18 protein-coding genes are annotated in these 20458 nt (G+C 62.3%); 12 read left to right on the top strand and 6 right to left on the bottom strand.

From position 1 onward, the window contains the following. Window positions 1–297: 297 nt before the first annotated feature. Both M1E02_RS03155 and M1E02_RS03150 read left to right on the top strand, forming a co-directional pair. A complete protein-coding gene (locus tag M1E02_RS03155; RefSeq protein ID WP_479376713.1) occupies window positions 298–1893 on the top strand; it encodes a glycoside hydrolase family 68 protein in 1596 nt (531 codons plus the stop codon). 137 nt (window positions 1894–2030) lie between these two features. Beyond that, on the top strand, window positions 2031–4001 hold the full coding sequence (locus tag M1E02_RS03150) for a glycoside hydrolase family 32 protein (protein WP_479376712.1): 1971 nt from the start codon (window positions 2031–2033) through the stop codon (window positions 3999–4001). A 67-nt stretch (window positions 4002–4068) separates the two neighbouring features. Here M1E02_RS03150 and M1E02_RS03145 read toward each other — a convergent pair whose 3' ends face one another. Then, window positions 4069–4596, bottom strand: a complete 528-nt coding sequence (locus M1E02_RS03145) for a hypothetical protein (protein WP_479376711.1) — start codon at window positions 4594–4596, stop codon at window positions 4069–4071. Between the two features lie 237 nt (window positions 4597–4833). Between M1E02_RS03145 and M1E02_RS03140 the strand changes: the two genes are divergently transcribed. The 4 genes from M1E02_RS03140 (at window position 4834) to M1E02_RS03125 (ending at window position 8040) form a co-directional block, all read left to right on the top strand. After that, window positions 4834–5565, top strand: coding sequence for a FadR/GntR family transcriptional regulator (locus M1E02_RS03140; RefSeq protein WP_479376710.1), 732 nt, complete (start codon window positions 4834–4836; stop codon window positions 5563–5565). A gap of 103 nt (window positions 5566–5668) precedes the next feature. Then, window positions 5669–7084 (top strand): aspartate ammonia-lyase, encoded by a 1416-nt coding sequence (locus tag M1E02_RS03135; RefSeq protein ID WP_479376709.1) that lies wholly within the window; start codon window positions 5669–5671, stop codon window positions 7082–7084. A 197-nt stretch (window positions 7085–7281) separates the two neighbouring features. Next, entirely contained in the window at window positions 7282–7590 is a 309-nt protein-coding gene (locus tag M1E02_RS03130; RefSeq protein ID WP_479376708.1) for a FaeA/PapI family transcriptional regulator, read from the top strand. 237 nt (window positions 7591–7827) lie between these two features. After that, window positions 7828–8040 carry a hypothetical protein gene (locus M1E02_RS03125; RefSeq protein ID WP_479376707.1) on the top strand — a complete coding sequence of 71 codons (213 nt, stop codon included), beginning with the start codon at window positions 7828–7830 and terminating at the stop codon, window positions 8038–8040. A gap of 88 nt (window positions 8041–8128) precedes the next feature. Here the strand turns inward: M1E02_RS03125 and M1E02_RS03120 are convergent, their stop codons facing one another. Further along, window positions 8129–9172 carry an NAD(P)-dependent alcohol dehydrogenase gene (locus M1E02_RS03120; protein ID WP_479376706.1) on the bottom strand — a complete coding sequence of 348 codons (1044 nt, stop codon included), beginning with the start codon at window positions 9170–9172 and terminating at the stop codon, window positions 8129–8131. Window positions 9173–9307: 135 nt separating this feature from the next. Between M1E02_RS03120 and M1E02_RS03115 the strand changes: the two genes are divergently transcribed. Together M1E02_RS03115 and M1E02_RS03110 are read left to right on the top strand one after the other, a co-directional pair. Next, window positions 9308–10234: a helix-turn-helix domain-containing protein gene (locus tag M1E02_RS03115; protein ID WP_479376705.1), complete on the top strand. Its 927-nt coding sequence runs from the start codon at window positions 9308–9310 to the stop codon at window positions 10232–10234. Between the two features lie 125 nt (window positions 10235–10359). Continuing rightward, window positions 10360–10752, top strand: a complete 393-nt coding sequence (locus M1E02_RS03110; protein WP_479376704.1) for a YciI family protein — start codon at window positions 10360–10362, stop codon at window positions 10750–10752. A 124-nt stretch (window positions 10753–10876) separates the two neighbouring features. Here M1E02_RS03110 and M1E02_RS03105 read toward each other — a convergent pair whose 3' ends face one another. Further along, window positions 10877–11971 (bottom strand): phenylacetaldoxime dehydratase family protein, encoded by a 1095-nt coding sequence (locus M1E02_RS03105; protein WP_479376703.1) that lies wholly within the window; start codon window positions 11969–11971, stop codon window positions 10877–10879. Window positions 11972–12004: 33 nt separating this feature from the next. Next, window positions 12005–13183 (bottom strand): carbon-nitrogen hydrolase family protein, encoded by a 1179-nt coding sequence (locus M1E02_RS03100; RefSeq protein WP_479376702.1) that lies wholly within the window; start codon window positions 13181–13183, stop codon window positions 12005–12007. Window positions 13184–13370: 187 nt separating this feature from the next. Between M1E02_RS03100 and M1E02_RS03095 the strand changes: the two genes are divergently transcribed. The 3 genes from M1E02_RS03095 (at window position 13371) to M1E02_RS03085 (ending at window position 17158) form a co-directional block, all read left to right on the top strand. Continuing rightward, window positions 13371–14309, top strand: a complete 939-nt coding sequence (locus M1E02_RS03095) for an AraC-like ligand-binding domain-containing protein (RefSeq protein ID WP_479376701.1) — start codon at window positions 13371–13373, stop codon at window positions 14307–14309. A 188-nt stretch (window positions 14310–14497) separates the two neighbouring features. Then, window positions 14498–15241 carry an ANTAR domain-containing protein gene (locus M1E02_RS03090; protein ID WP_479376700.1) on the top strand — a complete coding sequence of 248 codons (744 nt, stop codon included), beginning with the start codon at window positions 14498–14500 and terminating at the stop codon, window positions 15239–15241. Between the two features lie 357 nt (window positions 15242–15598). Continuing rightward, complete coding sequence (locus tag M1E02_RS03085; RefSeq protein WP_479378045.1) at window positions 15599–17158, top strand: HNH endonuclease signature motif containing protein; 1560 nt, start codon at window positions 15599–15601, stop codon at window positions 17156–17158. 402 nt (window positions 17159–17560) lie between these two features. Here M1E02_RS03085 and M1E02_RS03080 read toward each other — a convergent pair whose 3' ends face one another. Continuing rightward, entirely contained in the window at window positions 17561–17956 is a 396-nt protein-coding gene (locus tag M1E02_RS03080; RefSeq protein WP_479376699.1) for a VOC family protein, read from the bottom strand. 103 nt (window positions 17957–18059) lie between these two features. Further along, the gene (locus tag M1E02_RS03075) at window positions 18060–19202 is read right to left on the bottom strand and encodes a sensor histidine kinase (protein WP_479376698.1); all 1143 of its coding nucleotides are present in this window, start codon (window positions 19200–19202) and stop codon (window positions 18060–18062) included. A gap of 294 nt (window positions 19203–19496) precedes the next feature. Between M1E02_RS03075 and M1E02_RS03070 the strand changes: the two genes are divergently transcribed. Then, window positions 19497–20384, top strand: a complete 888-nt coding sequence (locus M1E02_RS03070; protein ID WP_479376697.1) for an NmrA/HSCARG family protein — start codon at window positions 19497–19499, stop codon at window positions 20382–20384. The last annotated feature ends 74 nt before the right edge of the window (window positions 20385–20458 follow it).

Below are 20458 nucleotides of genomic sequence, written 5' to 3'. Positions count from 1 at the left end.
TCCGAATTTGTGTTACGCGCGTAAAAGAACAGCAGGCGTAAGCGCTTACACTTCTTGTCCCATTAGCAGGAAAGCTGAATGTAAAGAGGTTTGAAAGCCAATGGAAAGCGTGCTTAGGGTATGGACAGGCGCAGCACAGGTAACCCCAAGCGGCCTATGGCAAGGGCCGAAAGACCCTTCTCTCCCAAAACAAAGGCGTCCCTGCGGCAGCTCTTTAGTCACTGGGGCACTGGAGTTTTGCAACGGGCATCCGCCCATCTTCCGACGAACTGTCTCAACTCCGCGAGAAGAGAAATCATGAATAAGCATCCCCAACCGCCAAGCATGAATTTGTGGCGCCCTGCCGCTCTGGCATTGGCCACAGCTGTAGCTGCCACCACTTTCCTGGCTGTGCCGTCGGCACAGGCCAATGAGCCAGCGGATCCGCCCGTCGCCCAGCAGCCGCCGGCTCCCACTCCTGGTTTCCCGCTCCCGTCCGAGCACACCCAGCAGGCGCATGATCCGGCGTCGGACTTCACCTCGAAGTGGACCCGTGCGGATGCCAAGCAGATCATGGCCCAAAGCGATCGGAACGTGGCTCCTGGCGAAAACTCCATGAGCCCTGCCGTCACCATGCCGGAGATCCCTGAAGATTTCCCCACCATGAACGAGGACGTCTGGGTATGGGACACCTGGTCCCTGACGGACGAGAACGCCAACCAGATCAGCTACAAGGGTTGGGATGTCATCTTCTCGCTCGTGGCAGACCGGCACGCCGGCTACGGCTTTGACCAGCGCCACTGGAACGCCCGCATCGGCTACTTCTTCCGCAAGACCAACGCCGATCCGGCCAAGGACAAGTGGAACTACGGCGGACACATTTTTGCTGACGGCGCTTCCATCGGCAACACCGAATGGTCCGGTTCCACCCGCCTGATGCAGGGCAACCACGTCAACGTCTTCTACACGGCCACCACGTTCTATGACGTGGCAGAGCGCAACGCCGGAGGCGGCGGAATTGCTCCGGATGCAGCCATCGCGAAGGCGCTGGGCAACATCCACGCCGACAAGAACGGCGTTACTTTTGACGGCTTCCAGCACACCAAGCTGCTGGAACCGGACGGCAAGATGTACCAGAACAAGGCCCAGAACCCGGGCTTTGCCTTCCGTGATCCCTACACCTTCGAGGACCCGGCTCACCCCGGTAAGACCTATATGGTGTTCGAAGGCAACACCGGTGGCACCCGCGGCGAATACGAGTGCAAGGAAGAGGACCTGGGCTACAAGCCCGGCGATCCGCATGCTGAGAACGTAAATGAGGTCAACAGCTCCGGCGCCTACTACCAGACGGCGAATGTTGGTCTGGCTGTAGCTGACAACAAGGACCTCACCAAGTGGTCGTTCCTGCCGCCCATCCTGTCTGCCAACTGCGTCAATGACCAGACTGAGCGTCCGCAGATCTTCATCCAGAACGAAGGTGGCAAGAACAAGTACTACCTCTTCACCATCAGCCACCAGTTCACCTATGCGGCCGGCATGCGCGGGCCCGACGGCGTCTACGGCTTTGTGGGCGACGGCATCCGGTCCGACTACCAGCCGCTGAACAACAGCGGCCTGGCACTGGGCTCACCGACTGACCTGAACCTTCCGTCAGAATCACCGGAAAATCCGACTCCGCAGCAGAATGGCCGCCAGTTCCAGGCCTACTCGCACTACGTGCAGCCGGGTGGTTTGGTGCAGTCGTTCATCGATAACGTGAACGGTGTGCGAGGCGGCTCACTCTCTCCGACGGTAAAGATCAACTTCCGTAACGGAATCTCGGAAGTTGACCGCTCCTTCGGCCAGAATGGCCTCGGCCCGTACGGTTACCTGCCCACCAACGTCAGGGTTGGCGGAGAAGGCCACTACAAGTAAGCCACAACAGCCGGGTAGCCTCTGATTGACGCAACCCGCTGGCAAAGTAAGGAGCGGGGGCGCCGGAAACGGCGGCCCCGCTCCCTTTTGATTCCCCCCTGCCTCCCCTGCCGGTATCCGGTCCAAGCTGAACGGCCATGATGTCCGAAAAACCCACACTCACCTCGCTCTCAGGCAAACGGAACCTCTGGATTGCAGTTGCCGCGGCTGCCACTGTCCTGGTGGTTGCCGTGGTGGCCTTCATCGCCAGCGTCCGGACACCTGACAGCGCCGAGAGCCGGGCAGAGACCGCCCTGGACTCTGTTGCCACAGCGCAGGCAGATTTCAAAACCTCCAAGGGCACGTTTGGCTCGTACTGGTTGTCAGGCGGTGACCGCACCCTGGACGCAGGCCAACCACTCCAGACTGCCGGAGTGGAGGACCTCCGCAGTATCAACTGCGCGGACGGCTGGGTAGCAGCGGCCCGGATCGGCCAGGATATCTTCCTTCGGTCCAGCCTTGACGACGCAACCAAAACCGCAGGAACCGGGGAGGTGCGGCGGCCGGACTGTATTACGCCTGAAGCCGTCGGTGCGATGCTCACCGACCTCGGCAAAATCGACCGCTCACCAGCCCCTGGTACAAAACCCGAGCGGCCTGCCGGATCCTCCCAATACCGCCCGAGCTACCACATCACTCCGGAGAGGGACTGGATGAACGATCCCCAGCGCCCCTTTTTCCTCAACGGGCTCTGGCACTACTACTACCTCTACAACGCTGACCATCCGGAGGGCAACGGCACGGAGTGGTACCACCTCACCAGCACAGACCTGGTGACGTGGAAGGACGAGGGCGTTGCCATTCAGAAGTACAAAAACGGACTGGGTGACATCGAAACAGGCAGCGCCGTAGTGGACCACCAGAACACCGCAAGCTTTGGAAAAGACGCCGTGATCTCGGTGCTGACACAGCAGGACAAGGGCGTCCAGCGGCAGTCACTTTTCTTTTCAACCGACGGCGGGTTCACGTTTTCCTCCTACGAAGGTAACCCGGTGATGGAAAACCCCGGCGCTGAACACTGGCGCGACCCCAAGATTGTCCGCGATGAAGCAAACGAACAGTGGCTGATGGTCCTCGCCGAGGGCCACAAGCTGGGCATGTACACCTCGAAGGATCTCAAGAGCTGGCGTTACGCCTCCGGCTTCGAGCGGTCCGGTCTGGGCACCCTTGAATGCCCCGATCTTTTCCAAATGGACGTCGACGGCGACCCCTCCAAACGCACGTGGGTCCTGGCAGCGAGCGCCAACGGATCCGAAGAAGGCCGAACCACCGGCGTCGCGTACTGGACCGGAAAATGGGACGGAACAACGTTCACTCCCTCCGATGAGAAGCATCAGTGGCTGGATTCCGGCTCCGACTTTTACGCAGCTGTTACCTGGGATGACCCGAGGCTCACGGAGGGCCAGCGGATGGAGTCCCGGCAGGCCTTGGGCTGGCTGAACAACTGGGACTACGCCCGGAAACTTCCCACCGAGGACTGGCAGGGTGGCATGGATTCCATCGTGCGTGACATCAGGCTGAAGACGGTGGAAGGCAAGCCCGCCCTGGTCTCAACCCCGTCGAAAACCCTCGCCCGCCTCGAAGGGCAATCGTCGTCGTCGGGTCCGGAGACCATCACCCCGGAGGGAACCGCCGGACTTCCGTCCGCGCAGGGAGGCGCTTACCGGTTGGATCTGACCATTGAGCGCGGGACTGGAGCGGGCGACGGCGGCGGAGTCGGGTCAGAGGCTCTCCTTCAGTTCGTAAGCGACGACGCAATTTTCGCCACGGTTGGCTACAACTTCCAGGACAGCGCCGCGTTCGTCACGCGGGAGCAGCCGGCAGCTGGAGACCTTGGTCCGCTGTTTACGCAAAGACGCACCGCCTCCGCTCCGGTCAGGAACGGCAGCGTGGACCTGACCGTATTCGTTGACCACTCCTCGATTGAAGTGTTCGTCAACGGCGGGGAACAGACGCTCACCTCACTGGTCTTCCCCAAGTCGGAGGAGCAGGACATCAAGCTGCTGACCGGCGGAGGAAACCTCACGTTGAAAAGCCTGACCCATACGGCGTTGCGGTCTACGCGCTAGCCAACCTGCCGGTTCGTCCGGAAGGCCGGAACAGTTGGATCCGGCCTTCCGAAGACCCGTTGGTCCTTTAGTAGAACAGCTGGACAGAGGTCCCGCTGTATACGACGAAGAGACCACCGGTTGAGCCTGTGAGCGTAACTGAGCTCCAGGTACCATCGTGTCCCGCATTACCGGGGCAGGGTGCGTCCACTACGGGCACTTCCCCACCGGTGGTGGTTGTGGTCCCGAGACCTGTGAGGTTGAACCCGGTGATCTGGTTGCGGACCCGGGCGTCGTACGTAATGGTGCTGCTGACGCCGGTCGATTTCTTGTGCTCGATGTTATGGGTCTTCTCGCCCCTGGTACCTTCACCGGTGGTGAACGTACACACGGCCTCGTAGCTGTCCGTGGAGGAGTAGTTGAAGGATACTCCGCTGGCGTTCTTCTGCAGGCTCGCGTTGTTCCAGTTGAATGCGAGCTGCACGTCGCCCTTGCCTACAAAGCCGGTTCCGGTGGCGGAATCAAAGGTAACGGCTGCCGCCGCCGGTGACGCGAGGGCAAGCGACGCGGCAAATGCCGCTGATGCTGCCGCGAAAATGACTGACTTCTTCTTCATTGAATGCTCCAACCCTTGGGTCTGGGTGTCCCCAGCTGACAAGTCCAAGAATTAGGGGTCGGAATCAAGGAATACGGGAGGAATATAGGTCCATTTGCTCAAGGTTACCCAAACGTGGACGCAGCCCGCGGCGACTGTTAGAGGAATATTCTGGGCTCCCATCAGTTTGTGACGTAAGCCACTTCCTTATATAGGCACCCCTTTGACAGGACGCTGTGAGGATGCCATAGTCGAGACATGGAGAACCTGTTGGACAGCTGGACAGCTGGACAAGATCGCGTGGTCCGCGTTGGTGCGGCCGAAGCGGTTTTTGCATCTCTCCGGGGCGCCATTGAGGGCGGGAAGATTCCTGTAGGAACCCGCCTGGACTCGGAAGCTTCACTTGCCAAGCAGTACGGGGTGAGCCGCACCATGGTCAGGGAAGCATTGCGCTCCTGCACTGCCTTGGGATTGACTGCCACGCACACGGGCAAGGGAACGTTTGTCATCGCGGACAAGGTTGCCACCGATCTCAAACTCGGTAAGTACTCGGCCAGCGCCTTGGTAGAGGCCCGCCCCCACGTGGAAGTTCCTGCCGCAGGGCTCGCTGCCCAGCGCCGCAGCGCTGAAGACCTTGAAGCCCTCCGGGAAATCCTCCGGGAAATGTCCGAGGCGGACGATCTCCATCAGTGGGTCCTCCTGAATACCGAGTTCCACGTAACCATCGCCCGCTGCAGCGGAAACGGCGTCTTTGAATCATTCCTCTCAGACATCTGTGACGCGATGGCAAACCAGTCCAACACGCTCAATCTGGTGGCTGACCGCCGCAAGGAGTCAGGTGACGAGCACGCGCGCATTTTCGATGCGATCGAGCGCGGGTCAGCTGAGGAAGCCTCGCAGGCTATGAGAATGCATTTGCACGGAGTCGAATGCGCCTTGGGCACTATCATCCCGGGGAGCGAAAACTCCCGGACCAGCCAAATGACCTGACTCCGCCCGCAGGCTGGAATCCAGCCCGCACTTGAACTTTTGTCTTGAAATTCTGTCTTGAACTTTTGTCCAAACCCGTCAACGAAGCCCTGTGAGGACCCCCGTGAGCATTATCGAAAACAATCCTGATGTCCGTTCCGAGCACGACCTGCTCGGGGACCGGGATGTTCCGGCGAACGCGTATTGGGGTGTCCACACCCTGCGTGCTGTGGAGAACTTCCCCATCACGGGCCAACCGCTTTCCTCGAACATGTACCTGGTCCGGGGCCTGGCCGCCGTCAAGCTTGCCGCGGCCCGCACTAACCTCGAACTCGGGCTCCTGGACCCTGATCGCGCTGCTGCGATCGAACAGGCCTGCACCGACATCATGAACGGGATGCTCGCCGAAGAGTTCGTAGTGGACGTCATCCAGGGCGGCGCCGGGACCTCCTCAAACATGAACGCCAACGAGGTCATCGCCAACAGGGCATTGGAAATCCTCGGCCACCCCAAGGGCGAGTACCGGCACCTGCACCCCAACGATCACGTGAACCTCTCCCAGTCCACCAACGACGTCTACCCCACCGCGGTGAAACTGGGCACCATTCTGGCAGTGAAGGAACTCCTCGCTGCCTTGGAAGAACTCGAAGGCGCATTCGCCGAGAAGGCCCTTGAATTCCGCACCGTCGTCAAAATGGGCCGCACCCAGCTCCAGGACGCCGTGCCTATGACCCTGGGCCAGGAATTCGGCACCTACGCCGTGACCATCGGCGAGGACCGGCTCCGGCTGGCCGAAGCCGACCTGCTCATCCACGAAATCAACCTCGGTGCGACGGCAATCGGCACTGGCCTGAATGCACCTCCCGGCTACGCTGCAGCCGCTTGCCGGCACCTGGCCGAAATCACCGGGTTGCCGCTGATTACCGCCCCGGACCTGATCGAGGCGACCCAGGACGTGGGCGCATTCGTGCACCTCTCCGGCGTCCTCAAGCGCGTGGCCGTGAAGCTTTCCAAAACCTGCAACGACCTCCGCCTGCTGTCCTCCGGCCCCCGTGCCGGCCTGGGTGAAATCAACCTCCCGGCAGTGCAGTCCGGATCTTCCATCATGCCCGGCAAGATCAACCCGGTGATCCCGGAAGTGGTCAGCCAGGTTGCCTACGAAGTGATCGGCAACGACGTCACCATCACCATGGCCGCCGAAGCCGGCCAGCTCCAGCTCAACGCCTTCGAACCCATCATTGTCCACAGCCTCCACAAGAGCATCTCGCACCTCGAAGCAGCCTGCCGCACCCTCACGGCACGCTGCGTGCGCGGTATCACCGCCAACATCGAACACCTCCGATTGACTGTGGAACAGTCAATCGGCCTGGTCACAGCGCTCAACCCCCACCTGGGTTACGCCACGGCCACTGCAATAGCCCAGGAAGCCCTCGCCACCGGCAAGGGTGTAGCGGAACTGGTCCTTGAACACGGGTTGCTCACTGAAGCGCAGCTCGAAGAACTGCTCAGCCCGCAACGCCTGGCAAACCTCAGCAAGTAATCCCCGTCGGCTCCCAGCCCTCGCAAGCTCAGGCTGGGGCCCTCGCCGACGTGGGCCCATCAATATCCACCTAACATCCACCACCCATGCCCACCTTGGGGGGGCAGGGGTTACACGGACGCGCCCAATTCCGTCCGGAGACAGAAAGCGATCCTCAACGACGAGGACCGTTCCAGCACCTATGAAAGGCCATGGAAATGACTGTTGATGTTGAATTCCGCACTACCGAACTCCTCCTCCCCACCGCTGCTGTACGCGGCAGCCGCAGCTCCGCCCGCACCAGAGATAAGCGAACGCGGCCAATCAAAGCGCAGATCATCGACTACCTGGCAATGCACGGCGCAAGCAAGGTGTCGGATATCAGCAACGCCATCGCCTGCTCACGCGACTGCGTCCGTTATCACCTGTCAGCCCTCGAGACCGCTGCAGTTGTCCGCTCGGACATCTCCCCGGAAACGAGAGGCCGGTTCACGCCGTTCTACGCGCTGGCTCCTCAGAAGGGCTAGCTGAACGGTACGGGGTCGAGCGTCTGGGAGAGCCGGCCGGCAGCGACATAGTGGCGCCCGTGAGCGTGTAATGGCTCACATTCGTGACGAATAATTTGCAACCGTCGACGGCCAGCATGAACCATAAATGAGGGATCCGTTCCCGAAACACCCAAACCAGCATTCCTCACCGACGAGGATGCGGCCTCTGCAATGACGACTTGGGGCCGTCAGCTGTATGAATGGAAGTACTGAATAATGACGTTCGATACCACCGACTCCGTGACGCTGAAGATCTGGGACCGGTCAGCCATTGACCACACCCTCGAATCGGTCGTAAAAGACCTTTCACCCCGTGCCACTGCTGCAAAATGCGGCATCGCTGTGACCCGCAGCGGGCCCAACACTTTCACGGTGAGCCTGAGCCGTAAGGTTCCGCACGGCGCCACCTTCGAGGGTGTCACGCACTAGAACAGACGACCTGGAACAAAACGAAAGCGGACGACGTCGGGAGCTCCCGCCGTCGTCCGCTTTGGTTTGCCGTTTGGCTTTGTACGCTCTAGCTCAGGGTCGCTGTATCGATGACGAAGCGGTACCGCACATCGGACGCCAGGACGCGCTCGTAGGCCTCATTGATTTTGCTTGCCGGGATGACTTCGATCTCCGAGCCGAGTCCGTGCTCAGCGCAGAAGTTGAGCATTTCCTGGGTTTCACGGATGCCGCCAATGGCCGATCCGGCGAAGGACCGGCGGCCCATGATCAATGAAAAGACGTTGACGGGCAGCGGCTCCGCCGGGGCGCCAACGTTCACCAGGGTACCGTCGAGGGCTAGCAGCTGCAGGTAGGCGCTGATGTCGATCGATGCGCTGACGGTGTTGATGATCAGGTCGAAGGTGCCGGCCAGATCCTTGAAGGTGTTTTCGTCGCTGGTAGCGAAGTACTGGTCGGCGCCCAGACGGAGTCCATCTTCCTGCTTTTTCAGCGACTGGGAGAGCACGGTGACCTCGGCACCCATGGCGTGGGCGAGCTTGACGGCCATGTGCCCGAGTCCACCGAGGCCGACGACAGCGACCTTCTTGCCGGGACCGGCGCCCCAGTGACGGAGCGGCGAGTAGGTGGTGATGCCCGCGCACAGCAAGGGAGCGGCGACGTCGAGCTCCAGGCCCTCGGGAACGGTGACGACGAAATTTTCGGCCACCACGACGTGGCTGGAGTAGCCACCCTGCGTGACCGTGCCGTCACGGTCGATGGCGCCGTAGGTGCCGATCATCCCCTTGAGGCAGTACTGCTCCTCGCCCTTCACACAGTTGGCGCACTCCCGGCAGGAGTTGACCATGCAGCCGACGCCGACGCGGTCGCCGATGGCGTGTTTGGTGACCTCGGCGCCCACCTCGGTGACGATCCCGGCAATCTCATGGCCGGGGACCAGCGGGTACTGCTGCGGTCCCCAGTCACCCCGCACCGTGTGGATGTCGGAATGGCAGATGCCCGCGTATTTGATCTCGATCAACACGTCATGAGGACCGACGTCGCGGCGTTCGATGGTGGTGGTGGCCAGGTCTCCGGTAGCAGACGGTGCTGCGTAGGCAATAGCGGTAGGCATAGTGCTCCTTCTAGGACGGCTTGCTTAATGTCTTCATCAATCTCACCCCGGCACGGACGGACGAAGAAGGCCGCGTTTATAGGGGGTACAAACTCTCCCCCTATAACAGACATAAACCCGGGCTATCTTGGATTCATGAACAATCAGCCGGACAACCGCGCCGACATCCGGGACTTCCTGGCGAGCCGGCGGGCCAAGCTTCTGCCAGAACAAGTTGGCCTGCCAGCCGGCAACAGACGGCGCGTACCCGGGCTGCGCCGTGAAGAGGTAGCCGTTCTCGCCGGAGTGAGCCCCGAGTGGTATTCACGCCTGGAGAAAGGCAACATCAGCGGCGTGTCCGACGACGTCCTCCTGGCTGTTTCCCAGGCCCTGCAACTTAGCGATGAGGAGTGCCAGTATCTCTTTGAACTGGCACGGGCCGCCCGGCCCGTTCGCCGCGCACCCTCCCGCCGCAAGGAGGCAGGAGTGGCGGCTCCCGTCCATTGGCTGCTCGATTCCATCACCATGTCCGCCGCGTTCGTCGTCAACGGTTGCCTCGACGTCGTGGCCAGCAACCCCTTGGCCCGGGCACTGCACGCCCCGATGTTCGCCAGCCACACCACCAGTGAGCACGGGCACGCCAGCTTCGCACGCTTCCACTTCCTGGAACCAGCTTCCCGGGATTTTTATGTTGACTGGGAGGCCGGCGCCGCCGCCACAGCCGCACTGCTGCGGGCTGAAGCCGGACGCGCCCCAAATGACCCGACCCTGCGTGCGCTCGTGGGCGAACTGTCCACACTGAGCCCGGAGTTCCGCACGCTGTGGGCCTCCCATGACATCCGCTTCCGCCATGAAGGAATCAAACGGCTGCGGCACCCCGTGGTGGGGGAACTTGAACTGACCTACCAGTCCCTGACCCTCCCGATTTTCCCCCGGTCAGTCCATACGCTCAGCGTCTACACGGCGGAGCCCGGAACCAGCCACGAAGAGAGCATCAAACTCCTTGCCAGCTGGGCGGTTTCCGATGCGGTCTCCGGGGTGGCGGAAGCAGGTGTTTCGGAAGCTGCAGAGTCCAGCAGCTGAGAGCTTATATTCACCAAGCCGGCTCGGGAACAACAAAGTAGTCTCGGGAATGTCGATCTCACCACCGCGGCCTCGACCTCCATGTGTCAGGGCCACACGGCCACGTCGCAGAAAGGGTCAGACTCATGAAGTTCGTCATTCTCATCCACTCCAACCCCCAGCCTTGGGGGCACCCGACCGGGGACTTTGTTGCCGAAAACCTGGCTCTGCCGAAGGAACAGCGCGAGCAGATGAACAGCGACTTCGACGCGCTGCTTGCTGAGATGGAAGCCAAGGGGGAACTCCTTGGCGGCGAGGCCTTGGCAGACCCGGCCGCGTCCAAGCTGTACCGGTGGCATTCCGGCAAGGCAGTTGCTACCGACGGACCATACGCGGAGTCCAAGGAGCAGTTCGCCGGATTCTTCATGATCGACGTCGCCAGCCGCGAGCGGGCCGAGGAGGTCGCCGCCCGCTTCTCCGGCCCCGGGGAGACAATCGAGCTGCGTCCGGCGATGTGGCCCGGGGGCGACGAGCGGTGATTGCCCGCATGAGGTAGAGGGCGCGGCGAGGTAGAGGACGGCGGCGACGTAGACGACGGCGGGAGGTTCCGCCGTCGTCTATCTCGCCTATGTGGTTGGCTGACTGTCCGGTCTGACTGTCCGGTCACGCCGTGTTGATCGCTACCGTCCTGCCGGCACCGAGCATGCCTGTTGTCGAGTGGCAATTGTTGTATTCGTAGTACTGCCGGTTCCGTGGGACAACAGCAACTTCATGGCTGAGGCGGAGTTTGGCACCGGCGTTTGTCTGGAGGAATTTCATAGCCGCCCTGAAGATTGCCACGTGGGTGGGGTGCGATTCCGCCCACTTTTCCATGTCCGCCAGGCTGTGCCAGAAGCTCAAGCCGAAGCTCTGCTCGAGGAGTCTGCCGTCGCCGTCGCTGCTGGTCATGTACCTGTTCGCGTAGCAGCCAATCGAAGCGCCCTCGGACGTCAGGAAGTCCATTCCTGCCTTCAACTGGGGCTCCACCTCGCCGAAATAGGAAGCCCGCTCTGCAGTTTCGCAGAGGCTCCAGTCTTGGCCGGAGCGGATGATGGCCAGGTTTTCGTGGGGTTCAACCCGGATGATGCTGGAGGGCTCTGGGGCTGTGTTCTCTGTGTTCTCTGAAAGGGCTTCGATGGGGACGAACGGGGTGCCGATTGGATCGAGGGCCTCAGTCTGGGAAATCGGGAGCCGGTCACGCATGCTCCCCCAGTACCCATGTTCCTGTATTTCCCCGCTGTACCCGCCGGTGGCCACCCGCGCTGCCCCTTCCGGGAACGTGTTGGACGAGTACAAGGTCTCAAAACCGCTCGTTTCCGGAGTGACTGCTTCGATCCAACGGCCATAGTGCTTCATCTCCAACCCGGCGCCTATCAGTTCATCGCGGCGCTTGCTGAACCAACGCCCATAGGTATCGGCGTCGTCCCAATAGGCGATGATGACCTTGTTATCGAAACCTCGCTCGTCCGTGTGAACTGCGTACTCGCGGGATATCGGCCCGTCTTCCTGCCCGCACAGCTCCCACATTTCCGCGGAAGCTTCGCGTGCCTCCGCGGACAGTGGCTGCTTGCTTTGGACTCCGAAGAAGGCGCAGACAAGGCTGCTGACGCCTTCCGCGAACCGCACCGAGTACGACGGGTAAGGCGGCGTGAACTCATCGCCCACCCCTTTGCCCCGCGTCCGTTCGACGGTGAGATGTAACGGGATCGAAGACTCCATCGCCGGTTCCTTCGCATCCCCCTCGACGGGCATTTAGAGTTCCGCCATTGCCGGGAGGGCTGGTTCGACGACGTCGCGGGGCTCTGGAACGGGCGCCGGCTCTTTCGGGGCCGCCTGTTGCGGGGCCTCCGGTTTCGCGGGCTCCGCTTGCGGGGCCTCCGCTTGCGGGGCCTCCGCTTGCGGGGCCTCCGCTTGCGGGGCCTCCGCTTGCGGGGCCTCCGCTTGCGGGGCCTCCGCTTGCGGGGCCTCCGCTTGCGGGGCCGTGTCGACGACGGCGCGTCGGGGAGACCTGTTGAGCACCAGCTGTGTCACATCGGGTCGTGAGTAGTGGCCGGCTGGATCGGCAACCGCCTTTGCCACTGAAATCAGGCCCAGATCGATCTCAGCGTAGACAAGGCCTTCTTCACCTGTCGGGAGGGACTCATGGAGCTGCTGGCCGTCGGGCCCGAAGATGCGGGCATACCCGCCACCGGTCTTGAGGAGCGCCTTCTGCAGGTCCGTGGTGCACATTTCGTCCACCATTTCCTGGGATACGGTGGCGCACGGAGCAACAACGAAACAAGAACCTTCCACGGCGTAGATCCGCGAGGCCGAGGTGTTGACCTCGGGCCCGAGGGCGTACGCGCCACCTTCGTAGAGGGAAAAGCTCGGCCAGGCGGCAACGTGGACCTGCTCGTTCTGGGCATACAAAGAGTACTTGGATAGCGGCTGCAGGTGCTCCCAGCAGCAGAGTCCGCCGATACGCCCGAGCCTGGTGTCCCACACGGCAAGATCGCTGCCGTCGCCTTCGCCGAAGATGGTGCGTTCGACGTGGGTGGGCTTGAGCTTACGGCGCTGTGAGATGGTCTGCCCGTCACTGTCGATAAACCATTGGGCGATGTAGAGGCTGCCGCCGCTTCGTTCGCTGAGGCCCATGCTGATCATGATGTTGTTGTCCTTGGCGGCCTTCGAGATCCGCTCGGCTTGGGCCGTGCCGTACTCGAGGGAGTTATCGAAGTAGCGCTGGGTGAACTGCGGCAGCCACATGGCAGGGGCGTCGAGCCAGGCGTACCACGGGTAGCCCGGGAGCCAGGTCTCGGGGAAGGCGATCAGCTCTGCACCATTCCGGGCGGCCTCCTCAATCAGGGCGATTGACTTGTCGATGGTCTTGTCCAGATCCAGGAATACAGGTGCTGCCTGAACGGCTGCTGCTTTGAACTGGGGGTGATTCATGGCCTTTTCCTATCGTGCGTGATCGGGATCACAAATGTGGATGTGTGCTCCACACTAGGGCCGTACTTCCCGGGAGTCTTGATCAGAAATCGCAGGACGATTGACTGTGAGTGTCACCTTTCCGGCGTCTGCGTTTTCATTGAAATGATGCCCTCCAGCTGGCGCAACTGCGCCGGTATCATTAGGCATGGCCAAGGTTGTTAGCACAGCGGGGGTGTCTGCCCGGAATCGTGTTTCGTTTTGGACTGAAACCGTTTCTGATACCTTCGTGGACCTCGAATGCAGGTCCAGCGGCGGCCACGAATCGATCGACGGCGAACTTGCCGTGCAGTCTCTGGCGTCGCTGGACTTAGCCCGGGTGCGCGCCTCCGCCCAATCCGTCCACCGCACACCGGCAGGCATCGCGGGTTCCTCGGACAACTACTATCTGGTGGGCGTCCAGACCAAGGGCTCATGCCTGGTGACTCAGGGCGGTCGTTCGGCTGCAATCGAGAACGGCGCGTTTGCCCTCTATGACACCACCAGGCCGTATACGCTCCTGCTGACCGATAACTTCGAGCAACTCGTGATCCGCCTTCCGAGAACTGCCCTGGAACGGCACTTACCAGAAGCCGAGAGACTCACGGCCCTTGTGGTCAACCCGGATCCGGGTGCTGCGCGCCTGCTGGTCAATACAGTGACTTTTCTGGCGAGCGAAATTGATGCCTTGGCCCCGGATGTTGCTTTGTCTGTGGCTCAGGGCGTGGAGCACCTGATTGTCGCCGGCTTGGGCGGCCTTGCCGGGAGTATCCCGGACGCCGACCGGTTTTCCCGACGCAAGCTGGTCCAAAACCATATCCTCGAAAACCTGCGCTACGAGTCGTTGAGCATCAAGTCCATCGCAGATCAGCTCCACTTGTCTCCGAGCAGCATCCACCGTGCCTTCGCCGCCGACGGCGAGACGGTAATGGGATGGGTGTGGCAGCAACGCCTGGACCGGATACGCGAGGCCTTGCTGAGCGGAAAATATGAAGGCACGCTGACGGACCTGTCCCTTGCGTGGGGATTCTCAGACTCAGCGCATTTCAGCCGGGCATTCCGTCAACGGTTTGGCCATGCGCCCTCGGAGTTGCTGCGGCATCGCTGAGCACACAGAAACGGCAGGAGGACACACAGGGTATTCGGGTGTCCTCCTGCCGTTTGCGTGTCCTGAGAGCTGGAGTAGGTGAGGTGCGGTGGACTTCACGGGCGTAGACTTAGTGTCCGTCGAGTAAACGGCGCACAATCCTAAACCGTGCCACTCAGGGACTTGCGGCACCCAGGAACGAGGCCACCATGGCTCAGCAAGCGAAACCTCTGCACACGGCCCAAATCGCCGAACACCTTCAGGACATGGTGCTTCAGTGCGACGACGTGCAGGAGCTCCTCAACGAACTCGCCGCATTCTCCGCAGCCCGCCTGTCCACCCGTGCCGAGGTTTTGTGCGGTGTGACGCTGTTGCGGCACAGGAAAGCAACTACGGTGGCCATCAGCGACGATCGCGTCCTTCCCTTGGACGAAATGCAGTACGGCTTCGGCGACGGGCCCTGCATGACAGCAATCAGGGAATCGGCCACCATTCATGTGCCCAGCCTCCATGACGAGACCCGCTGGCCCGATTACAGCGCCGCAGCGTGGGCACAGGGAATCGGCTCCATCCTGTCCGTGCCCCTCCCCCTCGAAGGGGAAGCGAATGCGGCATTGAACATCTACTCGACTCGGACCCATGCCTTCAGCGGCGCCGACATTGAAGCAGCGGAAACCTTTGCCAGCCAGGCATCCAAGGCCCTCCGCCTTGCTGTCCGGGTGGCGAAGTTGACCGATGACAAGAAGAACCTGACGTCGGCGATGGAATCCAGGACCGCCATTGACATGGCCATCGGAGCCATCATGGCTCAGAATCGCTGCAGCCAGGAATCCGCGTTCAGGATCCTGAAAATCGCGTCCAGCACCCGCAACGTCAAACTCCGGGAAGTTGCAACATCCATCGTCGCGTCCGTGTCCAAGGATCCCAACATCTTCACCCACTTCGACAATTGACCCAGACTTCGCTTTATTGCTGCTGCCCGCCTGTTGCGGCCTTCCTGATTCTGCGCGCCTGACTCTGCCCGACGACGGCGGGAGGGGGTCTGCCCGACGTCGGCGGGAGGGGTACCGGTTCCACCCCACGGCGGCGGGAGGTACAGCCGTCGTCGTCTTACGTTTGGGGGTCCTGCTGTTGCCGTGAGGTTCTCACCTCGCGGCGGCAATAATGTCACACCCTCCTGGGATGCTTTTCCTATGGAAGGCACGGGGGCGCTAACAGCCAGGACCGGGGAGGCTTTAGAGTCCCCCGGCGGGCTCGAGGCCGCCGAGGCCCTGGCTTCGGTGGCTGCGTCCGTTGCCGTTCTTAAGCGCATGATCGGGCCGGCTTTCCGTGGCCCAGCTGATGGCCCTGATGCTGACGGTCAGGGCTCCGATCCCCTGCGGCGCCAGCTCGATGTCTGCCTGGACGCGTTGGCCGAGGTTGCCCGGTTCGAAGCCAAAGCCGCGGCACTGAAAGTACAGCTAACAGCCAAGTACGTCGAAGCGGCGGAGGCAATCGCCTCCCCCGCCCTCACCGCCCAGGACGCGACCGCACAGGAAATGTCCACCATCGCTGAGCTCGCCTGCGTCCTGACCGTGAGCGAGCGTACCGCCGCCGCGCTCCTGGACCAGTCCCGCCACCTGACCAGCCAACTCCCGCTGACCCTCACGGCACTGCAGAACGGGTCGATTTCGTGGCAGCACGCCCGCGTCATCTGTGATGAAACCAGCAACCTGGACGCCACCGGGGCCGCAGCGCTGGAGACACACTTCCTTGATCCGGATTCCCCTGACCCTGCGCGGGGATGCCAGGTGGGTGAGCTGGTCCCGTCAAGGTTCCGGGCCAAAGCCCGGACCTGGCGGGAACGCCATCACCCCGACAGCATCGAACTCCGCCACCGCAAAAGTGTCCTGGACCGGCGGCTCGAATACACTCCGGACCAGGACGGCATGGCGTGGCTCTCGGCCTACCTGCCCGCCGCGACAGCCGCCGGGATCTGGGACCGGACCACCACCGCAGCCAGGGCCCTCCAAGGCCCCGCAGAGCCCCGCACCCTCACCCAGATCCGCGCCGACATCACCGCCACCTGGCTCCTGAGCACCACGGACAGCGGCACGACGGATGCGGGCCTTGAAAGCACAGGTGCCGGCATGGGTGTCGGCCTGGGTGTTGGCGGTGGCCCTGAAGGTGTTCCATCTCCCCGGGCCCAGGTGCTGGTCACAGTCCCCGTCCTCTCCCTCCTTGGCGCCACCGACGAACCCGCGATGCTGGACGGGTACGGACCCATACCTGCATCCATGGCCCGGGAACTCGTCGCCAACGGGGCCGATTCCTTCCACCGCGTCCTGATCGATCCCCGCGACGGAGCACCTCTGGAAATCGGCCGCACCAGCTACCGGATCCCCAAATACATGCGCCAATGGCTGCGACTGCGCGATGGCAAGTGCCCTTTCCCCGGCTGCCACAACCACTCCCTCGACAACGAAGCCGACCACCTCCTGGCCTGGGCCGACGGCGGCACCACCGGCATCAGCAACCTTGGCCAACCCTGCCGGAAACACCACCACCTCAAACACAACACCACCTGGGCACCATCCCAAGCCACGGCAAACCAAACACCCGGCTGGACAACGCCCTCAGGCCGGCACTACCCCAGCGAACAACAAGACTGGCAACCACCCACCTGGCCCGATCACATCGGCATACCCGCCCCCAACCAGGAACAGGACCCGGACCTGGATCCGGACCTGGATCAAGAACTGGCTCAGGATGAGGGTCCAGCTACGCCCATGAACCAGTATCTGGACCTGGGAGTGCCCGTGGACCTTGACCTTGACCTCCCCATGCCCGTGGACCCGTTCCCGGAATGGTTCCTCCTGCAACCGGCGTAGCTACCAAGCGCTGCATTCAGCAGCGCCAGTTCCAGGGGCTTAGTGGAGGAACTGACGACGGCGGCACCTCCCGCCGTCGTCGTCCTAGCAAGCCAGCCGCTCCCCCCGCAGCCACGCCCGGCCATAACGGCTGCGCTAAAGCCGTGCAAAAGTGCGGGCCACCTGAATCACCGGTATGACTCGGAGGAGCCATGCGCCCAACACGGCCAGCGCACTAATCCAGGTTGTTCTCCGCCGTTTCCGGCCCACACTTTTGCATGTTAAATGCTAGGAGGATCGGCCTCTCACCGGCCAGAGCAAAGGGCAGGAACAGTCACCTGGATTCGTCCGCCGTTGAGGACCTCAAACAGCCGAACGACTTCCTGTGGCGAGCGAGAGAGTGCAGCCGGCAGCAGAGCCGATTCAATCGATGGGCGTTGGGGTTCCGTGGTCGTTAGCCAGGGAGGTTTGGTAGTCCACCTCAGACTGGAGAATGCAGAACAGGTTGCCGCCCGGGTCCGCCATGACCACCCATCCCTCGTCGCCCGCCTGCCCGATATCTGCAAGCGTGGCTCCGAGCTCAAGGGCGCGCTGAACGCAGGCTGACTGATCCTCGGGGCGGAGGTCCAGGTGGATTGCGCCCTGATCCATGGGCTGATCTGCCGGCTGGATAAGGAGGGTTGGACCGTCTCCCATGAGCATTACCGAGTTGCTGTGGTTCGGAGCAACCCGGTAGCCGAGGAGTTCACGCCAGAACCGGGCTACCTCGTTGGGCCTGTGGGTCTTCAGCGTGACCGTGGCGATCTTGGCGGCAAACATGAGGCAAATCTTCCGCATACGGGCGCATCGCGCCAATCGGCGGGGGCTGGGAGGTCAGACGCACTGTGAGATCAGGGCCGTCTGCAAAGCAGCCACTGTGAGATCAGGGACCAGCGAGGTACAGGCTGACCGTCGTACCGCCGCCTGGACTCGGCGAAATCTCCAGGCGACCGTCGTGCGCTGCGGCAATCCTGGCACAGGTAGCAAGGCCCAGCCCCGAACCCGGAGGATCCCCATCCCGGTGCAGCCGGACCAGCGGCTCAACCACCCGCCGTCGGTCTTCAGTGTTGATTCCCTTGCCGTTATCTGCAACCTGCACCACAACGCCGGAACCGGAGCGCTGCCCGCGGACCCGGATCACGGGCGGAACTCCCGGCCTGCTGTAGGCCACAGCATTCTGGATCAGGTTCTGCAGTGCCACCCGCATCTGGCTGGCGTCAGCCTCGAATTCAAAGTCCTCAACCTCAACGGCTGCCCCGGCTTCCTTCAGGCCCAGGCTCAAATCAGCCGTGACGTCATTGACGAGGCGCGCAAGCGACAAGGGAGTCCTGACTAGCGAACCCCCGATGGACGCGAAGGTGAGCAGCTCCTCCACCATAGACAGCATCCTGCGCGCACTGTGCCCGGCGATCTCCAGATACTCGGCAGCGCCAGCCGGATCCGTCTCAGCTTCCATCGAGCCGAGCTCCACATATCCAAGGATGGAGGCCAACGGATTTCGAAGGTCGTGGCTGACACGCCCGGTGAATTCCGCCAGCCGTTCATTGCTTCCCCTGGTTTCAGCGAGGGCATCGGCCAGGGCGCCGTGCAACGTCGTGACCCGCCGTGCCGCCAGAAGCCGGGTGTGCAGAACGAACGGGTCCAGCGGCTTGGTCACGTAGTCGTCCGCTCCGGCCTTCATCCCTTCAAGGACGTCCGCCTGGGCCCCATGAGAGGTCAGCAGCATCACGTACGTATAGGAATCCGTCTCGGCAGCGCGGATCGCCCGGCACAGGTCATACCCGTCGAGCCCGGGCATCGAAAGGTCGGTGACAACCACCTGAGGACGGTGCTCCTGGTAAAGCTCCCACGCCATGTCACCATCCGAGGCGGCGATGCAGTCATGGCCGGATTTCTCGACGGCGGCCTTCGCCACCAGCAGTGAACCGGCATCGTCATCCACCACCAGCACTGTCATGGCGTGCGCGGACTCGTCTGCGGATCCGTGACCCCTCGCGCCAGCCGCGACTGGACGCGGTCCAACCACCTGTTCCTGGACTGGTCCTGAACCGCCCCGAAAAACGTCCCCACCCATTTGGCCCCCCGGCCATATCAATCGTGAAACCCCGACCACACCGTAAGCCTGCTGCATACAGTGCCTAGGAACAGATTAGCGCTGAACTTGTTCACGCTGAATGGCGGACGTTAGAACGCCCGACGACGACGACGCCTCCCGCCGTCGTCCGCCCTACTCGTCCTGTCGGTATCGACAGCTAAGGTGACGGGATATGCGCCGCCGTCCCCCCTGATCAAACTGCTGATGCCGGTGCAATACTTAGCCATGGACTCTTCCTCTGGCGAGGGAACTCCGGGCGTGGTGTCAGTGGTGGGTGCGACTGGGCGGCAGGGATCGGCCGTGGTTCGGCACCTGCTTCTGGATGGCTGGCGAGTACGCGCCCTTACCAGGAATCCGTCCAGCAAGGCTTCAGTGGCTCTCGGTCGAATGGGCGCGGAGGTTCATCGCGTCGACACCGAGGATGTTACCTCCCTGGCACCCGTCTTCCGCGGGTCCTACGGCGTGTTCAATGTGCAGAACCCCATGACTAGCAGCGCCGAGGCCGAGGTGCGGCAGGGGCGCAATGTGGCGTCGGCCGCGGCGGACGCCGCCGTGAAACACGTCGTTTATGGTGCGGCCGGTGTCGGCGATTATAAAACCGGGGTGGGCTCGTGGGACTCGAAGCTTGTGGTTGCGGAGCGCTTCCGCGAACTGGGCCTGCCACTTACCGTACTTCGGCCGATGGCCTTCATGGAGCTGATGACAGATAAGGGCTATTACCCGCAGCTCTCCACATGGCATCTGATGCCGAAATTGATGGGCCCGTCGCGGCCCGTTGGATGGCTGTGCCTGGACGATCTGGGCGCCATAGCGGCGCGGGTGTTCGCCGAGCCCGAAAAATGGGGAGGAAGGGTGCTCAGCCTGGCATCCGACGTGCAGTCGATAGACCAATGCCGTGCCCTCTGGTTGGAAGGGACCGGGCGCAGGCCGCGGGGCTTTCCCATGCCGGCCTGGCTTTTTGAGCGTTTCGTCGGAACTGATCTCACCACCATGTGGCGTTGGCTGCGCACAAACCAGTTCGACATGTCCACGCAGCCAACCCGGAAGATCCTTCCGCACGCCCTCACCGTCCGTCAGTGGAGGCAAAGCGCAGCAGCAGCACGGAAGCAATAGCGGACGACGACGACGGTGCCTCCCGCCGTCGCGGTCCGCTGTGTTTGGGTGCTGAACGGTCACCCGGGGCCCAT

This window comes from Arthrobacter sp. Z5-13 (assembly GCF_056499105.1).
This window is presented reverse-complemented; position numbering and strand designations above follow the sequence as displayed.